We start from the raw sequence: 16,536 nt of genomic DNA on the forward strand, positions 1-16,536 counted from the left end.
CGGGCCGGGGGTGGGCGGTCGCACGGGCACGTGGCCGAGGCATGGGTGGGGGTGCGGAGGGTACTCAGCCGGTCCGATCGACCGACCGGAAGAGGCTCCGTGACCAAGAAGAACATCTTCGTGCTCGGCCTGGACGAGGCCAACCTCGCCACGCTGCAAAACGTACCGAACGCCGACGCCTACCGTTTCCACGGTCTGCTGACCCCGGAGGAGCTCCAGGGCTCGGAGGTGTCCGTCCCCGAGCTGCTGGAACACGCCCGCGGAGTCCTGGACTCCTTCGACGGCAGCGTCGACGCGATCGTCGGCTACTGGGACTTCCCCGTGAGCACGATGGTGCCGATGCTCGCCGAGCGCTACGGAACCCGTAGCACCAGCCTCGACTCCGTGGTCAAGTGCGAGCACAAGTACTGGAGCAGGCTGGAGCAGCGCAAGGTCGTCGACGAGCATCCGCGCTTCGGCCGCGTCGACCTGGACGCGGAGGACCCGCGGCCGCCCGAGGGTGTGCGCTTCCCGATGTGGCTCAAGCCCGCGTTGTCCTACTCCTCCGAACTCGCCTTCGGCGTCAAGGACATGGCCGAGTTCCGGGAGGCCGTCGCGGAGATCCGGCAGGGGATCACGCGGGTCGGCAGGCCCTTCGAGTACATCCTCGGCCAACTGGAGCTGCCGCCGGAGATGGCCGGTGTCGGCGGCGTGGTGTGCCTCGCCGAGGAGTCTCTGACGGGTATTCAGGTGGCCGTCGAGGGATATGTGCACCAGGGCGAGGTGACGGTGTACGGCGTGCTGGATTCCATCAACTATCCCGACTCCTCCTCGTTCCTGCGCCACCAGTACCCCAGCTCCCTGCCCGAGCCGGTGCAGCACAGGCTGAGCGACGTCTCGACGCGGGTGATCGAGCAGATCGGGATGGACTCGGCCACCTTCAGCATCGAGTTCTTCTACGATCCGGGCACCGACGAGATCAACCTGCTGGAGATCAACCCCCGGCACTCGCAGTCGCACGCCGAGCTGTTCGAGTACGTCGACGGTGTGCCCAACCACCACTGCATGCTGAGCCTCGCCCTCGGCGAGGACCCCGCCCTCCCCTACCGCCAGGGCCCCTACCGCACGGCCGCCAAGTGGTACCACCGCTGGTTCACCGACGGTGTGGCCCGCGAGGTGCCGACCGCCGAGGAGATCGCACGGGTGGAGCGGGACATACCCGGTGTGGTGGTCGAGGTGGTTCCTGATAAGGGCCAGCGGCTGGCGGACCTCGGCCAGCAGGACAGTTACAGCTACGAGATCGCCCACGTCTTCACCGGGGGCGAGGACGACGACGACATGCGGGAGAAGTACGACCGTGCCATCGCGGCGCTGCGTCTCGGGTTCGGCGACGAGCCCGGGTCCGCGCCCGAGTCCGGGTCCGGGTCCGAACCCGGCACCAGCACCGTACCCGGCCCGCGAGGAGAGACCACCGGACGGCAGCCCGAGAAGCAGGGGCAGGAGTGAGCCCGTCCGGCTGACCGCACCCCGCCCCGGCGTGGTGCGTCCTGAGGAAAGGAGCGATGCCTCCGTATGCGTGTGGTGAACAATCTGCCCTACGCCACGAAGGAAGACCCGCACGTCAGCGTGCCCATGTCCGACGGCACCCTGCTGTCGGCCCGCGTCTGGCGCCCCACCTCCTCCGACCAGGAACCCGTGCCCGCGGTGCTGGAGTACGTCCCGTACCGCCAGCGCGACCTCACCTCCGTGCGCGACTCGATCCACCACCCCTACATCGCCGGACACGGCTACGCGTGCGTGCGCGTGGACCTGCGCGGCACGGGTGACTCCGAGGGTGTGCTGGAGGACGAGTACCTGGAACAGGAGCAGCGCGACGCCGAGGACATCCTCGCCTGGCTGGCCGACCAGCCCTGGTGCGACGGCAACACCGGCATGATGGGCATCTCCTGGGGTGCCTTCGCCGCGCTCCAGGTAGCGGCACGGCAGCCGGAGAGCCTGCGCGCGGTGGTCATCGCCTCCTTCACCGACGACCGCTACGCCGACGACATGCACTACATGGGCGGTGCGCTGCTGTCCGACAACCTGGCCGAGGCGGGCACCATGTTCGCCTACGCCACCTGCCCGCCCGACCCGGCCGTGGCCGGTGAGCGGTGGCGGGAGATGTGGCGGGAGCGGCTGGAGAACACCGAGCCGTGGGTCCTGGAGTGGCTGCGCCACCAGCGTCGCGACGACTACTGGCGGCACGCCTCCGTCTGCGAGGACTACAGCGCGGTGCGCTGCCCCGTCCTCGCCTCCAGCGGCTGGGCCGACGGCTACTCCAACGCCGTGACCCGGCTCCTGGCCCATCTGAACGTGCCGCGCAAGGGCCTGATAGGGCCGTGGTCCCACAAGTTCCCGCACCTGGGCGAGCCGGGTCCCGCGATCGGCTACCTCCAGGAGGTCGTCCGCTGGTGGGACCACTGGCTGAAGGGCGTCGACAACGGCGTCATGGAGGGCCCGGTGCTGAGCGCCTGGATGCAGGACAGTGTGCCGCCCTCCACCTCCTACGAGGAGCGGCCAGGCCGCTGGGTCGGCGAGCGGGAGTGGCCCTCCCCCGGCATCGAGCAGGTGGCACACCCCCTGCTGCGGCACCGCATCGCGGACCCGGCACATGTGGACACGTCGCACACCGACGGGACACACGTGGACGGGGACATGGACGGAGACAAGGACGGGGACATGGACGGGGACGACTGCGCGTCGGCGCACACCCCGGGCGAGGCACTGACGGTGCAGTCGCCGCTCTCCGTCGGCCAGTTCGCGGGCAAGTGGGCCTCCTACAACGCGCCGCCCGACCTCCCCTACGACCAGCGCGAGGAGGACGGCGGCTCCCTCGTCTTCGACACCGAGCCACTGGACGAGCGGGTGGAGATCCTGGGCTCGCCGAGCGTCGAGCTGGACCTGTCGGTGAGCGAACCCGTGGCGCAGGTGGCGGCGCGCCTGTCGGACGTGGCGCCCGACGGCAGCGCCACCCGTGTCACCTACGGCGTGCTGAACCTGGCACACCGCAACGGCACCGACGCACCCGAACCGCTGGAGCCCGGACGCCGCTACCGCGCGCGCTTCCAGCTCAACGGCGTGGCCCAGGCGTTCCCGCCGGGGCACCGCATCCGGCTGTCGCTCTCCACCTCGTACTGGCCGCTGGCGTGGCCGCCGCCCAAGCCGGTGCTGCTGAGCGTGTACGAGCGCTCCAGCACCCTGACCCTGCCCTTCCGCCCGGCCGACGCGCCCGACGGGCTGCCCCGCGAACCGTTCGGCGAGGCCGAGGGCACACCCCCGCTGGCCACCACGTCGCTGACTCCGCCCGAGGAACGGTGGGACGTCAAGCGTGACCTGATCGGCTACACGTCCGAGCTGGAGATCGTGAAGGACCGGGGCATGGAGCGCTTCGAGGACATCGCTCTTGATGTGGGCCGCAGGGCCTACGAGCGCTACGCGGCCGTCGCGGACGACTTCACCTCGGTCAGCGGCGAGTCCACCTGGACGATGACCTTCCGGCGGGAGGCGTGGGAGGCGCGGGTGGTGACCCGTACGGTGCTCTCCTCCGACGAGACGGACTTCTTCGTGCACGCCACGCTGGACGGCTACGAAGGCGAGCGACGGGTCTTCTCGCGCACGTGGAACGAGACGGTGCCACGGGACTGTCTGTGAGCGGTGCGCCGGAGGTGTGACGACGGGACGACGGGGCGGCGGGCGTGTGGCCCGTCGTCAGGTCGTCAGGCCGTCAGGTGCGGCGCGTCTCGGTGCCCAGGCCGAGCGCCTGGGCCAGCTCCTGCGCGTTCGCGAACCGCCCGTCCTCGGGCAGTCGCGACGCCAGGCCGACGAGCTGGTCGGGGGCGTGCTCGGAGCGCAGCGCTTCCAGGACGGTGGCGCGGTCGGCCGGGTAGACGTGCCGCCCCAGATAGCGGGCCAGTTCGGCGCGCAGCGCCACGTCCCGGGGTGTCATGCCGGGCGGGGTGCCGCCGACGTGCTCGGTGTGCGGGTCGAGATCGACGTCGGGCTGGTCCTCACCCGACGGTTCCAGCTCCCGCTCCTCCACCCGGTTGGAGCGCAGCTCGCCTTGGAGCCGCTTCTTGGCCTCGTCGTCCTGAAGAGGGCCGTTCTTGTCGTTCTCCTGCATGGCGCAGCACTCCCTCGCGCTCCTGGCCTGTGGCCTGCGGCACCGCGACGCGGGACGCGCCGCGCTGTGGGCCGTCTCCCCAGGCTGCGGCAGTGCCGTGCGCGCCGCATCCTGTCCATGACCGCTCCGGCACGGCCGTACGCACCGCACGGCCCCGTGGCGCGTACCGGCCGTGCCGGACGGCACACGCGGCAAGGGGGCCACCGCCGTTTGCACACGTCCCGCCCGGGCACTCCGAGGTGCTCGGACGCGGAGCCCAGGAGGTCGCAGAGGATGACGACGGAGCAGCACACCCTTCCGGCGAAGCCCGGACCACGGACGGCCGACGGAACCGTGCCGGGGTCGGAAGCAGAGCCGGAGCCGGGCGAGCGAGGCCCTTCGCCCCACGGGCACCGCAAGGCCGTCGCGGCGCACTTCACGCACCTGGTGGACGAGGGCGCGCTCGATCTCCCCCTCCCCGGCAGCGGCGACGGGGGCACGCGGCGGCGCTGGGCCGCGCTCGCGGACCTCGCCGAGCGCGACCTCGCCCTGGCCCGGCTCGCCGAGGGCCACACCGACGCGCTGGCGATCCTCGCCGAGCTGCGGCATCTGGGCCGCACCGGGCTGCCCGAGCCGCAGCCGGGAGAGCGCTGGGCGGTGTGGGCCGCTGAGCCCCCGGGGCCCGGCCTGCACGCCGAGCGCTCCCCCGGCGGGACCTGGCTGCTGAGCGGTCTCAAGCCGTACTGCTCGGGGGCCAGGGTGTGCACCCACGCGCTGGTCACGGCCAGGGACGGGGAGGAGAGCAGGCTGTTCGCGCTCAGAGTGGACGGCACGTGCAGCGCGCCCGTTCCCGACAGCTGGCCCGCGCCCGGCATGGCGGCCAGCGACACCCTCGACATGCGCTTCGAGTCCGCGCCCGCCGTGCCCGTCGGCCCGCCGGGCGCCTACGTGGAGCGCCCCGGCTTCCACCACGGTGGCATCGGCGTCGCGGCCTGCTGGTACGGCGGCGCCCGCGCGGTGGCCGCCACCCTGCTCGACGCGGCCCGGGAGCGCGGCCCCGAGCCGCACGCGCTGGCACACCTCGGCGCCGTCGACTCCGGTCTGGAGGCGGCCGACGCGCTGCTGGAGCGGGCCGCCGCCGAGACCGACGCGGACCCCGAGGACCGCGCGCACACCGCCGCGCGACGAGCGCTGCGGGTGCGTGCCTTCGTCGAGGCCACCGCATCCGATGTGCTGCGCCACGTCGGGCGCGCCCTGGGCGCCGGGCCGCTGGGCCACGACGCCGCGCACGCGCGCGACGTCGCCGACCTGACCGTCTACCTCCGCCAGCACCACGCGGAGCGCGACCTCGCCCGGCTCGGCGCCGCACTGGCGGAGGGCGGCTCCGGCGCGGCCGCGGGCCATTCGCGCGGTGCCCACGAGGAGGCCCGGTGAGGCCGCGGAGCACCACGGGCCGGAGCGGGCAGCCCGAGACCTCCGCCGACCCGATACCCGCCGACCCGGTGCCCTCCGACCCGACGCCCGCCGGTCCGACGCCCGCCGATCCGATCCAGGCCCCCGGCACGCCCGAGGAGCAGTGGGCCGCCTGGCCGGGTCCCGCGCGGTTCCCCGAGTGGGACCTCAGCAGCCTGCGCCGCGTCGTGGTCGTCGCCGCGCATCCCGACGACGAGGTGCTCGGGCTCGGCGGCACCCTCGCGCGCCTCGCCGAGGCGAACGTGCGGTTGCGGCTGGTGGCGGTCACCGACGGCGAGGCGTCCCACCCGGACAGTACGGCGCCGATCGCCAGGGAACTCGCCCGCGTCCGCAGGGCCGAGACGCTGAGCGCCCTCGCCGAACTGGGCGCGGGCGACACCGAGGTGATCAGCCTCGGCCTCCCCGACACCGGGGTCGCCGAGGGCGAGTCCCGGCTCACCGCGCGGCTGGCCGAGCTGACGGAGGGCTTCGACGTGTGCGCGGCGCCCTGGAGCGGCGACGCGCACGCCGACCACGAGGCGGCGGGCCGGGCCGCGAGCGCGGCGGGCACGGCCAACGGCGTACCCGTACTGCACTACCCGGTGTGGACCTGGCACTGGTCGCACCCCGGCGACTCCCGCGTGCCCTGGGACCGCGCGGCGCGCGTCTCCCTGGACGCCCGCGCGAGGGCCCGTAAGCGCGCTGCGCTGGACTGCTTCGTCAGCCAGCTCCAGCCGCTGGGCGACGCGCACGCCGACGCACCCGTCCTGCCGCCAGGGGAACTGGCCCACTTCCTGCGCGACTTCGAGGTGGTGCTGCGGTGAACACCCCCGCCGCCTACTTCGCCGACATGTACGAGCGCGCCGACGACCCATGGGAGCTGGCAGAGCGCTGGTACGAGCGGCGCAAGTACGCGCTCACCGTCGCCGCACTGCCCCGCCGCGCCTACCGCAGCGCCTTCGAGCCCGGCTGCTCCGTCGGGGTGCTGAGCACGCTCCTCGCGGAGCGCTGCGCATGGCTGCTGTGCTGCGACCGCTCCGAGCGCGCCGTCGCCGCCGCGAGGCGCAGGCTCGCGCCGTTCCACCCGCACGTGCGCGTGGAGCGGCGCGAGCTGCCCGAGGAGTGGCCACGGGAGCGCTTCGACCTGGTGGTCCTCTCCGAGATGCTCTACTACTTCGGGCCCGCCGACGCCGCCCGCCTGGCGGACCGCGCCGTGGACTCCCTGGACGCGGGCGGCACCCTCCTCGCGGTGCACTGGCGCCACCCCGTGCCGGAACACGCGCTCTCGGGCGACGCCGCGCACGAGGTGCTGCGCGCCGCGCCGGGGCTGGTCGGCATCGCCCGCCACGAGGAGCCGGACTTCGTGCTGGAGGCGTTCGTCCGCGCCTCGCACGGGCAGGACGCCGCTGCCCTCTCGGTGGCCGCTGATGAGGGGCTGACGTGATCCGCGCGGTCGCCGTCGTCGTACCGGCCCACGACGAGGAGGAACTGCTCAGCGCCTGTCTGGAGTCTGTGCGCCGTGCCGCGCTGCACCCCGCGCTGCGAGGGCTGCGGGTCGAGGCGGTCGTGGTCGCCGACTCCTGCCGGGACGCCACGGCCGGGGCGGGACGCGCGGGCGGCACGCACGTGGTCGAGGCGGACGTGCGCAGCGCGGGGGCCGCCAGGGCGCTGGGCACGGCGCACGCACTGCGCCGCCTCACGGCGGCGGGGGCGGGAAAGGATCAGTCCGCGCTGTCGGATCCGACGGGTCTGTCGGGTCTGTCGGGTCTGTCGGCCGACGAGGTGTGGCTGGCGCACACCGACGCCGACAGCCGGGTGCCCCGGCGGTGACTCGCGGCGCAGCTCGCCCGCGCGGCCGAGGGCTGCCACGCCGTGGTCGGCACCGTCACCGTCGGGGACTGGTCTCCGCACACGCCCGCCACGGCGGCCCGCTTCCGCGCGCACTACACCGCACACCGCGCCGCCGCCGCCGTACCCGGAGCCGTGCACCCGCATGTGCACGGGGCGAATCTGGCGGTACGCGCCGACGCGTACACCGCCGTCGGCGGGTTCCCCCGGGTGCCCACGGGCGAGGACCGCGCCCTGGTCGCTGCCCTGGACGCGGCGGGATGGCGCGTCCGGCGCACCGAGGCCCACCCGGTGCTGACCTCCGCGCGCAGAGTGCCCCGCGCGCCCGGGGGCTTCGGCGACTTCCTGCTCGGCATGGAGGCCCTGGAGGCCCTGGACCCTCTGGAGCGTCTCCCGTCGCGCGAGCCGCCCGGCCGAGGGCCCCGGCGACCGGCATACGAAGAGGGCCGCCACGCGGGGAGCGGGCGCCATGTGTAACGGGCCGCGAGCGTGTCACCCGTGCCGTGGCGGGCCACCACGGACAGCGTCACCGTCCGCACCGCTGAAGTCGCCGATCCGGTTCACCGCGCAGATCATGAACGGGGGAGGCGGAGAACCGTAGAACGGGGAACGAGAGACGAAGGACCGGGGACGAGGAACGAGGAACGAGGAGGAACGATGCCTGCGGGTTCCAACGCCAAGCGCGAGCGGCAGTACGAGCACATCAAGGAGGGCGCCAAGAAGCGCGGCGCCTCCACCGGCAGGGCGAAGGAGATCGCCTCCCGCACGGTGAACAAGGAGCGGGCCCAGACCGGTGAGGCCAGGCGCGCGAGCCGGACCTCGGTCCAGGACAAGCCGGCGCCCAAGCGCGGTGGCGAGCGCTCCCACAAGGGCCCCACGAGCCCCACCCGCGACCAGCTCTACAACGAGGCGAAGCAGCGTGGTGTCAAGGGCCGCTCGCAGATGAACAAGAAGCAACTGGAGAAGGCCCTCGGGCACTGACCCGGTGCACGCGACGCGGCACACGACGCGGCGAGGAGAGGAAGAGAAGTGGCGCACAACGAGCTGAGCGGACGCCGTGTCCTGGCGATCACCGCCAACTACGGCGTCGAGCAGGACGAGCTGACCGTCCCGCTGCGGCGGCTGCGCGAGAGCGGCGCCGAGGTCGACGTGGCGGCCGTCTCCGACGAACCGGTCCGTACCCTCGTCGGCGACAAGGACCCGGGCGAGACGCTCCGGCCCACGGTCGAACTGACCAAGGCCGACCCGTCCGGCTACGACCTGCTCCACATCCCCGGCGGCACCCTGAACGCCGACGCGCTGCGGCTGAACGACACGGCCGTCGAGATGGTCCACGCGTTCACCTCCTCCGGGCGGCCCGTGGCATCCATCTGCCACGGCCCGTGGCTGCTCGTCGAGGCCGCCGTCGTCGAGGGCAAGCGGCTCACCTCGTACCCGTCGGTGGCGACGGACATCCGCAACGCGGGCGGTGAGTGGGTGGACGAGCCGGTCGTCAGCGACGACGCCGGAGGGTGGACGCTCATCACCTCCCGCAACCCGCACGACCTCGACGACTACCTCCGCGAGGTCGGCGCGGCGCTCAAGGCGACCCCCGGCCGCGGCTGAGGAATGCCGACGAGGCCCAGCGAGCCAGCGAGCCAGAAGGAGAAACACAGGCACATGGTCACCGAATCGCACGCTTCCGCCACACAGGTCTCGGTGCAGCTCAGCGGCTGCGACACGCAGGACGCGCAGGCCGTCTTCACCGTGCTGCACTCGCTGTTCCCCTCCGAGCGGGAGTCCGAGGGACCGCACCGGGCCGAGGGCGGCGCCCGGCCCGACGTATGGCTGTCGGACTTCGACGTGGCGGGCGGCGGGGGCCGCCCCGACCGCCCCGCGCTGAAGGGCACGGTGGCGGCCGAGCTGCAAGGCGCGCCCCAGGCGGTCGGCCTGCTGGAACGGGCGCTGGCCGACGCCTTCACCGTGCACGAGGAGAACTCGGCGGCCGGGGACCAGGAGCAGCAGCGGTGGCTGCGGCTGGAGAGCCGCTGAGCGGCCATCGGTGAACGAACGGTGAGAGCCGGGGCGCGTGGGGCGCCCCGGCTCTCCGCCGCCCCGAACGGCGGGGCGGTGGGGTGCGGGCTCAGCCGATGAAGCGGACGTCGGGATGACGGGGCGACGGGCCGTCGAGCACGGGCTGGTGGCGCCCTCTCAGATGCTGCTCGAAGAAGGCGAGGAGATAGGCACGGCGGCTTCTGGTGAACCGTTCCGCATCGACCGTGCCGATCATCCCGTCGCGCAGCCCGGAGGGCAGGCCGATGCGGTCGTCCAGGGCGGGGAGGAGGATCTGGTAGTCGGTGAACGAGTTGTGCTCGGAGCGCTCGGTCCACAGGTCGCGCCGCCACCCGCGGGAGTGCTCCCACATCGCCTTCCAGGAGGGCGAGTGCTCGTGGGTGTGCGGATGCTCCGTGGTCTCCGTGCGCAGCCACGCGCCCATCTGGAGGAACGGCCGGTCCAGGCCGGTCCTGGCTACGGGCAGCAGCTGTCCGGGGTCGCTCCAGTCGTAGCCGAGCGGCCCGTCCAGATTGGCCCCGGCGTGTACGCGGCCGTCGAGCCGCATCACCTCGGCCGTGGTCATGCCGCCGAGCGAGTGCCCGAACATGCCGGTACGGGACAGGTCCAGGGAGCGCGCGAGCCCTCCGGGCAGCGCCTTGTCGGCCACGTCCGGCGCTGCGCCCCCGGCGAGCGCGTGGAGCCGGTCGAGAACGAACCGGATGTCGGCCAGCCTGACGTCGAGTGCCGCCCTGCTCCGCTCGACGGGTGAGGTGATGCCGGTGAGCGCGGGCGAGGGCTCGGCGACACGGCCGTCGGGGAACTCGACCGCGTGCGCCTCATAGGTGTGGTCGACGGTGACCACCGCGTATCCCCGGCTGGCCAGTTCCGTCACGGCGACGGTGTCCAGGACCCGCTCGTTGTACATGCCCGGCGAGTACAGCACCACGGGCATGCGTCCCACGGTGGTGGCCGGTGGTGGGCCGGTCCTGGCGTGGGTGCCGATTCCGGCCCAGTCGACGGCGCCGGGCTCCGTCTTGAGGATCTTCGCCGCGCCCGCGTCGAACACGGCCGCGGCCCGGGGGCGCATGTAGGGCGCCCGCGCTGCGCCGTCGCCGTCGCCGGGGCGCGCCGGGTACCACACGCTGACCATCAGCTCCCGCGGGCGCTTCGCGTCCTCGCCCCAGGGATCGGCGCGTCCGTGGTCGGTCAGCCACCACTCGACGGTGCCGACAGGGTGCGGTCCCGTGGGGCGCGGCAGGCCGAGGCGGATTCCCCCGGCGGTTCCGGAGGCGGTCGGGGCGGTCCGGGTGGCGGCTCCGGCGCTCGCGGTGCCCACGGCTCCCGAGGCGCCCATGGCGGCGAGCCCCGCCAGCCCGCCGAGGCCGCCCAGCAGGGCCCGTCGGGTCACGCTACGTTTCACAGTTCGCATGCCCCGAGCCTGCTGCGGGCGCCCCTCCCGTGTCCCCGCCCTTTCGTACGCGGCCACCCCTGACTTTCGTCAGGGACGCGCGGGCGGCCATCCGCCACACGAGCGTTCACCTCGTTCTCGCTGTCCGCCGCGGTTTCTCCTTCCTCCCCTCCCCCGCCGCTTGCTGCACTGGATCAGGGGCTGACCTCGGCTCCCACGCCCCGTCCAACCGGCCACTGGCCGCCGACGTACGAGGTATCGCGCTCATGAGCGTCCTTCAGGCCGCCGCCACCGGTTCCAGCACCGGCACCGGTACCGGCACCGGCAGGCACGAGAACGTCGTCTTCCACAACGACCCGGAGACCGGCCTGCGCGCGATCGTGGCCATCCACTCCACCGTGCTCGGCCCAGCGCTGGGCGGCACCCGCTTCTTCCCCTACGCGCGCGAGTCCGACGCGCTCCACGACGTGCTCGCGCTCTCCCGGGGCATGACCTACAAGAACGCGCTCGCCGGGCTCGGCCTCGGCGGCGGCAAGGCCGTCATCATCGGCGACCCGGCGGCCGACCGCACGGACGCGCTGATGCGCGCGTACGGCAGGTTCGTCGACTCGCTCAACGGCGCCTACATCACCGCCGCCGACGTCGGCACGGACAGCGGCGACATGGACCTGGTCGCGCGGGAGACCCGCCATGTCGTGGGCCGCTCCGCCGGTAAGGGCGGCTGCGGCGACACCTCGGTCCTCACCGCGTACGGGGTGCTGCAAGGCATGCGCGCCGCGGCGGAACAGGTGTGGGGCTCGGCCCGGCTCCAGGGCCGCAGGGTCGGCGTCGAGGGCGTCGGCAAGGTGGGCTCCCGGCTGGTGGGGCTGCTCCTGGAGGCGGGCGCGCACGTGGTGTGCTGGGACGCCGACGCCCGCGCCCCCGCCCGCGCCCTCGGCACGCTGTCACGCACCCGCCCCTACGGGGACCGCGTCGAGATCGTGCCGAAAGGCAGCACCCGGCCCGTACACGCCGACCTGGACATCTACGCGCCGTGCGCCCTCAGCGGCGCCATCGACGAGACGGTCGCGGAGTCCCTGACCGCCTCCGTGGTGTGCGGCGCGGCCAACTGCCAGTTGCCGCACCCGGGGATCGCGGACATCCTGCGCGAGCGCGGGGTGCGCTACGTGCCGGACTACCTCGTCAACTCCGGCGGGGTCATACAGGCCGCCGACGAGCTGCGGGGCTTCGACATGACGCGCGCCAAGCGCAGGGCGTCCCGCATCTTCCAGACCGTGCGCCAGGTCCTCGCCCTCTCCACGGCGCGGGGCATCACGACCCTTGCCGCCGCCGGGCTGCTGGCGGAGCGGCGCATCGGCGGGTCGTGCGGCGGGCTCGGCCCCGCGCTCACCGGCTCCGGTGTTCCGGGCATCGCCTATCCGGGCGGCCCGGAACGGCTGGCTCCGCGCACACCCCCGTCCACCGTTCCCCGGGCCGTCAGGAAAGGACGACCGTGAAGACCACGAAGCCTGCGCAGACCGTGCAGCCCGCGCAGACCGTGCGGCAAGCCGCCTTCGACCTCCTCCGCGCCCACGACGCCACGCTCCTCTTCGGGAACCCCGGCACGACCGAACTCCCCTTCCTGACGGGCCTCCCCGAGGACTTCCGCTACGTCCTCGGGCTCAACGAGGCGTCGGTGACGGGCATCGCCGACGGGTACGCGCAGGCCACGGGCCGCCCCGCCGTCGTCAACCTGCACACCGCAGCGGGACTCGGCAACGCCATAGGCGCCCTCGTCAACGCGCGCGGCGCACGCAGCCCCCTGGTGGCGCTGGTGGGTCAGCAGTCCCGCGGTCTCATCGGCTCGGCCGGCGCGCTGGCCAACACCGAGCCGGTCACGCTGCCGCTCGGCGCGGTGAAGCACTCCGAGGAACCGGCCAGGGCGGACGAGGTCCCGGCAGCGCTCGCCCGCGCCCTGCACATCGCTGCCCAGCCGCCCGCCGGGCCCGTCGTGCTGTCGGTCCCCATGGACGACTGGTCCAGGCCCGCCGACGAGGAGGCGGCACGCGTCAGCGCCGGCCGCACCGTGCACAGCCGTACCGTGCCGGAACCCGCGGCCCTCGACGCGCTGGCCAGGGCGCTCACCGGGGCGCGCGCTCCGGCGATGGTGGTGGGTCCCGACGCGGCCACCGACGAGGGCTTCGAGGCGGCGGGGCGGCTCGCGCATCTGCTGGGCACCCCGGTGTGGATCGACGGGTGGGGAGCGCGCTGCGGCTTCCCCACGGGCCACCCCGCCTTCCGTGGCGTGCTGCCCATGTCGCCGCAGGGCGTGGCCAAGACCCTGTCCGGGCACGACCTCGTGCTGTGCGCGGGTGCCCCGGTCTTCCGCTACCTCTCCGAGGGCCCGGAGGACGCGGCGTCGGCGCTCCCGGAGATGCCGCGCGTCCTCGCGCTGACCAGCGATCCCGCCGAGGCGGCGCGGGCCGTCGCCGGGGACGCCTACTGCGGGGACGTCGGACTCACGCTGCGCGAACTGTGCCGTCGCGTCCCCGGACCCGTACGCGCGCTGGAGTCGCCCGTACGGACCCCGCTGCCCACGCCCGCGCCCGGCGCGCGGTTCACGGGCCAGCCGGAAGTCATCGGGACGCTGGCCGGACTGCTGCCGGACGAGACGGTGCTGGTGCACGAGGCGGCGCGCGAGTTCCCGCTGCTGTGGTCGCATCTGCCGCACCGGCTGCCCGGCAGCTACTACTTCCCCGGCGGCTACGGGCTGGGCTTCGCCACGGCGGGCGCCGTCGGCATCCAACTGGCCACCGAGCGGCCCGTGGTCGCGCTCGTCGGGGACGGCGCGCTCCAGTACACGGTGCAGGCGCTGTGGACCGCTGCGCAGCACCGGCTGCCGGTCGCCTTCGCCGTGCTGGACAACGGCGAGTACGGGGTGCTCAAGGACCAGCTCTCCGCCGACGGCACGGCGCGCACGCCCGGGATGGACATCCCCAGCATCGACGTCTGCGCGCTCGCCCGCGGCTACGGGGTCCCCGCGCGCGGCGCGGACACGGCGGAGGAGCTGGCCTCGGCGCTGGCCTGGGCCCTGGAGAATCCAGGCCCGCACCTGGTGGCCATCCGCGTCGAGGAGGGGGCGCGGGCCGCCTGAGAGCCACCGCTCAGGCGGCCCGCACGGGCCTGCCCGGGTGCGGCACACCCAGCCTCGCCGCACCCGGGCTCACCGCACCCGGGTGCACGGCACCCCGGCTCGCCGCCCCCGGCCACGAGGGTGCCTGCCGCCCCCGGCGCGCGCGGACGAGGCTGTGCACAGCGCCGAAGCGGCGCAGCGCACACCCCGCCGGAGCCCCCCGACGGACTCCGGCCCCCGCCCCGAGGAAGGCCACCCGCACATGTCCACCGAGCCCACATCCACCCGCCCCACCTCCCCCAAGACCGTACTGATCACGGGTGCCAGCAGCGGCATCGGCGCCGCCACCGCGCGGCAGCTCGCCGCCGACGGCCACACCGTCGTGCTCGGCGCCCGCCGCGAGGAACGGCTCGCCGCCCTCGCGCGGGAGATCCGCGCGGACGGCGGCACCGTCAGCCACCGCCCCCTGGACGTGACCGACGCGTCGGACGTGGACTCCTTCGTCCGCGACGCGCGGGAGCGGTACGGGCGCGTCGACGTCATGGTCAACAACGCCGGTGTGATGCCCCTGTCCAAGCTGGAGGCGCTCAAGGTCGACGAATGGAACCGCATGATCGACGTCAACGTCCGCGGACTGCTCCACGGCATCGCCGCAGCGCTGCCGGTGATGCGGGCCCAGGGCGGCGGCCACTTCGTCAACCTCGCCTCCATCGGCGCCCATGTGGTGAGCCCGACGGCCTCGGTCTACTGCGCCACCAAGTACGCCGCCTGGGCGATCTCGGAGGGGCTGCGCCAGGAGGTCGGCGACATCCGCGTCACCACCATCTCCCCGGGTGTCACCGAGTCCGAGCTGGCCGACACCATCACCGACCCGCCGGCCAGGGAGTGGACACGCGAATACCGCCGTATCGCCCTGCCCGCTTCCGCCGTCGCACGGGCCATCTCCTACGCGGTGGCCCAGCCCGACGATGTCGACGTCAACGAGATCGTCGTCCGGCCCGTCGCGACCATGTGACGCCACGCGCGGGCGCGCGGCCGGATGTGGCACAGCCGACAGCCCGCGACGGATGATCACGTCGTCTCCACGTGTTGCGCCTTGCGGACGTGCTCCCCTCCTCCCCCCGGAGGACCCCGGGAGCGCGTCCGCAGCACACTTCCGACCGAGGAGACAGACCCGTGATATCCAGCGACCCCGCAGCCCGCGCCGCGCAGGTGCTCTCCCGCCCGTTCTCCCTGGGCGGCCTCACCGTGCCGAACCGCGTCGCCATGGCGCCGATGACCCGCGAGTTCTCGCCGGGCGGTGTGCCGGGGCCCGACGTCGCGGACTACTACGCCCGGCGCGCCGCGGGCGGCGTCGGCCTGATCATCACGGAGGGCACATACGTCGACCACCCCGCCGCGGGAACCAGCGGCAACGTGCCGCGCTTCCACGGCGAGGACGCGCTGGCGGGCTGGGGACGCGTCGCCGAGTCGGTGCACGCGGCGGGCGGCACGATCATGCCGCAGCTCTGGCACGTCGGCATGGCCCGCGAGGCCGGGGCGCCGCCCTTCCCCGACGCGCCGCCATCCGGGCCCTCCGGGCTCGCCCTGGACGGGACGCCCTCCGGCCACACGATGACGCGGGAGGACCTGGACGACGTCATCGCGGCCTTCGCCGGAGCAGCGGCGGCGGCCGAGCGCCTCGGCTTCGACGGCATCGAACTGCACGGCGCCCACGGCTACCTCATCGACCAGTTCCTGTGGGAGGGCACCAACCGGCGCACCGACGACTACGGCGGTGACGCCGTGGCCCGTGCGCGCTTCGCTGCCGAGATCGTGGCCGCCTGCCGCGCGGCGGTCTCCAACGGGTTCCCGATCCTCTTCCGCATGTCGCAGTGGAAGATGAACAACTACGAAGCGCGCCTCGCGGAGAGCCCGGAGGAGCTGGAGGCCATCCTCGCGCCGCTCGCCGCAGCCGGCGTCGACGCCTTCCACTGCTCGACGCGCCGCTACTGGCTGCCCGAGTTCGAGGGCTCGGACCTCAACCTCGCCGGGTGGGTCAAGAAGCTGACGGGCAGGCCGACGCTCACCGTCGGCTCGGTCGGCCTCGACAACGAGTTCATCGCCTCGTTCAAGGGCGGGCAGTCCACGGTCACGGGCATCGACGGGCTGCTGGACCGGATGGAGCGCGACGAGTTCGACCTCGTCGCCGTCGGCCGTGCCCTGCTGGGCGACCCGCAGTGGGCGGCCAAGGTCTTCGAGGGGCGCACGGACGAGCACGTCCCGTTCGACGCGTCGATGCTGCGCACGCTGAGCTGACGGCCCCTTCGCGGGGTGCGGAAGGAAACGGGGGGTTGCCCCTGCACGCTGGTGTGCCCCTTCACGGAGTACGGGGTGAAGGCCACACGGGGTGCCCGCTTCTCGCAGGGGTGCGCCCTGCCGGTGCCCCCTGGGGTTTCGTCAGCGATGCTCGGGCCGGTGGCTTCGGCGCGACGTGTGGTTGCGGTGCGCCGAAGCCACCCGCCCGGCCACCCCACAAACCGCCCACCCCCACCCCCCCCCCCCCCGGGCGGGGGCCCAAAATCA

At 73.8% G+C, this 16,536-nt stretch carries 16 protein-coding genes; 14 read left to right on the forward strand and 2 right to left on the reverse strand.

Annotated features, from left to right (window positions below; all coding sequences use genetic code 11):
- Window positions 1-99: 99 nt before the first annotated feature.
- A complete protein-coding gene (locus ACWGJ2_RS31995; protein ID WP_453349796.1) occupies window positions 100-1,485 on the forward strand; it encodes an ATP-grasp domain-containing protein in 1,386 nt (461 codons plus the stop codon).
- A gap of 66 nt (window positions 1,486-1,551) precedes the next feature.
- Window positions 1,552-3,669: a CocE/NonD family hydrolase gene (locus ACWGJ2_RS32000; RefSeq protein WP_453349797.1), complete on the forward strand. Its 2,118-nt coding sequence runs from the start codon at window positions 1,552-1,554 to the stop codon at window positions 3,667-3,669.
- A 73-nt stretch (window positions 3,670-3,742) separates the two neighbouring features.
- Here ACWGJ2_RS32000 and ACWGJ2_RS32005 read toward each other — a convergent pair whose 3' ends face one another.
- The gene (locus ACWGJ2_RS32005; protein WP_453349798.1) at window positions 3,743-4,138 is read right to left on the reverse strand and encodes a DUF2795 domain-containing protein; all 396 of its coding nucleotides are present in this window, start codon (window positions 4,136-4,138) and stop codon (window positions 3,743-3,745) included.
- Window positions 4,139-4,411: 273 nt separating this feature from the next.
- On the opposite strand from ACWGJ2_RS32005, the gene ACWGJ2_RS32010 reads away from it, so the two are divergent.
- The 8 genes from ACWGJ2_RS32010 (at window position 4,412) to ACWGJ2_RS32045 (ending at window position 9,448) form a co-directional block, all read left to right on the forward strand.
- Entirely contained in the window at window positions 4,412-5,551 is a 1,140-nt protein-coding gene (locus ACWGJ2_RS32010; protein WP_453349799.1) for an acyl-CoA dehydrogenase, read from the forward strand.
- On the forward strand, window positions 5,548-6,393 hold the full coding sequence (locus ACWGJ2_RS32015) for a PIG-L deacetylase family protein (RefSeq protein ID WP_453349800.1): 846 nt from the start codon (window positions 5,548-5,550) through the stop codon (window positions 6,391-6,393). The genes ACWGJ2_RS32010 and ACWGJ2_RS32015 overlap by 4 nt, the downstream gene beginning before the upstream one ends.
- On the forward strand, window positions 6,390-7,013 hold the full coding sequence (locus tag ACWGJ2_RS32020) for an SAM-dependent methyltransferase (protein ID WP_453349801.1): 624 nt from the start codon (window positions 6,390-6,392) through the stop codon (window positions 7,011-7,013). Before ACWGJ2_RS32015 ends, ACWGJ2_RS32020 begins: the two co-directional genes overlap by 4 nt.
- Window positions 7,010-7,399: a hypothetical protein gene (locus tag ACWGJ2_RS32025; protein ID WP_453349802.1), complete on the forward strand. Its 390-nt coding sequence runs from the start codon at window positions 7,010-7,012 to the stop codon at window positions 7,397-7,399. The genes ACWGJ2_RS32020 and ACWGJ2_RS32025 overlap by 4 nt, the downstream gene beginning before the upstream one ends.
- Before the next feature lie 42 nt (window positions 7,400-7,441).
- On the forward strand, window positions 7,442-7,894 hold the full coding sequence (locus ACWGJ2_RS32030) for a hypothetical protein (RefSeq protein WP_453349803.1): 453 nt from the start codon (window positions 7,442-7,444) through the stop codon (window positions 7,892-7,894).
- Window positions 7,895-8,074: 180 nt separating this feature from the next.
- Complete coding sequence (locus tag ACWGJ2_RS32035) at window positions 8,075-8,398, forward strand: plasmid stabilization protein (RefSeq protein ID WP_453349804.1); 324 nt, start codon at window positions 8,075-8,077, stop codon at window positions 8,396-8,398.
- Window positions 8,399-8,446: 48 nt separating this feature from the next.
- Window positions 8,447-9,022: a type 1 glutamine amidotransferase domain-containing protein gene (locus ACWGJ2_RS32040; RefSeq protein ID WP_453349805.1), complete on the forward strand. Its 576-nt coding sequence runs from the start codon at window positions 8,447-8,449 to the stop codon at window positions 9,020-9,022.
- Window positions 9,023-9,076: 54 nt separating this feature from the next.
- Window positions 9,077-9,448 carry a hypothetical protein gene (locus ACWGJ2_RS32045; RefSeq protein WP_453349806.1) on the forward strand — a complete coding sequence of 124 codons (372 nt, stop codon included), beginning with the start codon at window positions 9,077-9,079 and terminating at the stop codon, window positions 9,446-9,448.
- A 91-nt stretch (window positions 9,449-9,539) separates the two neighbouring features.
- Here ACWGJ2_RS32045 and ACWGJ2_RS32050 read toward each other — a convergent pair whose 3' ends face one another.
- Complete coding sequence (locus tag ACWGJ2_RS32050) at window positions 9,540-10,859, reverse strand: alpha/beta hydrolase family protein (RefSeq protein WP_453349807.1); 1,320 nt, start codon at window positions 10,857-10,859, stop codon at window positions 9,540-9,542.
- A gap of 266 nt (window positions 10,860-11,125) precedes the next feature.
- On the opposite strand from ACWGJ2_RS32050, the gene ACWGJ2_RS32055 reads away from it, so the two are divergent.
- From ACWGJ2_RS32055 to ACWGJ2_RS32070, 4 genes are all read left to right on the forward strand, one after another.
- Complete coding sequence (locus ACWGJ2_RS32055) at window positions 11,126-12,355, forward strand: Glu/Leu/Phe/Val dehydrogenase dimerization domain-containing protein (protein ID WP_453349808.1); 1,230 nt, start codon at window positions 11,126-11,128, stop codon at window positions 12,353-12,355.
- Window positions 12,352-13,992, forward strand: a complete 1,641-nt coding sequence (gene mdlC, locus ACWGJ2_RS32060; protein ID WP_453349809.1) for a benzoylformate decarboxylase — start codon at window positions 12,352-12,354, stop codon at window positions 13,990-13,992. The genes ACWGJ2_RS32055 and mdlC overlap by 4 nt, the downstream gene beginning before the upstream one ends.
- A gap of 241 nt (window positions 13,993-14,233) precedes the next feature.
- A complete protein-coding gene (locus ACWGJ2_RS32065; protein WP_453349810.1) occupies window positions 14,234-14,986 on the forward strand; it encodes an SDR family oxidoreductase in 753 nt (250 codons plus the stop codon).
- 161 nt (window positions 14,987-15,147) lie between these two features.
- Window positions 15,148-16,269, forward strand: a complete 1,122-nt coding sequence (locus ACWGJ2_RS32070; protein WP_453349811.1) for an NADH:flavin oxidoreductase — start codon at window positions 15,148-15,150, stop codon at window positions 16,267-16,269.
- Window positions 16,270-16,536 lie beyond the last annotated feature (267 nt).

Source organism: Streptomyces sp. NPDC054796 (assembly GCF_053611545.1).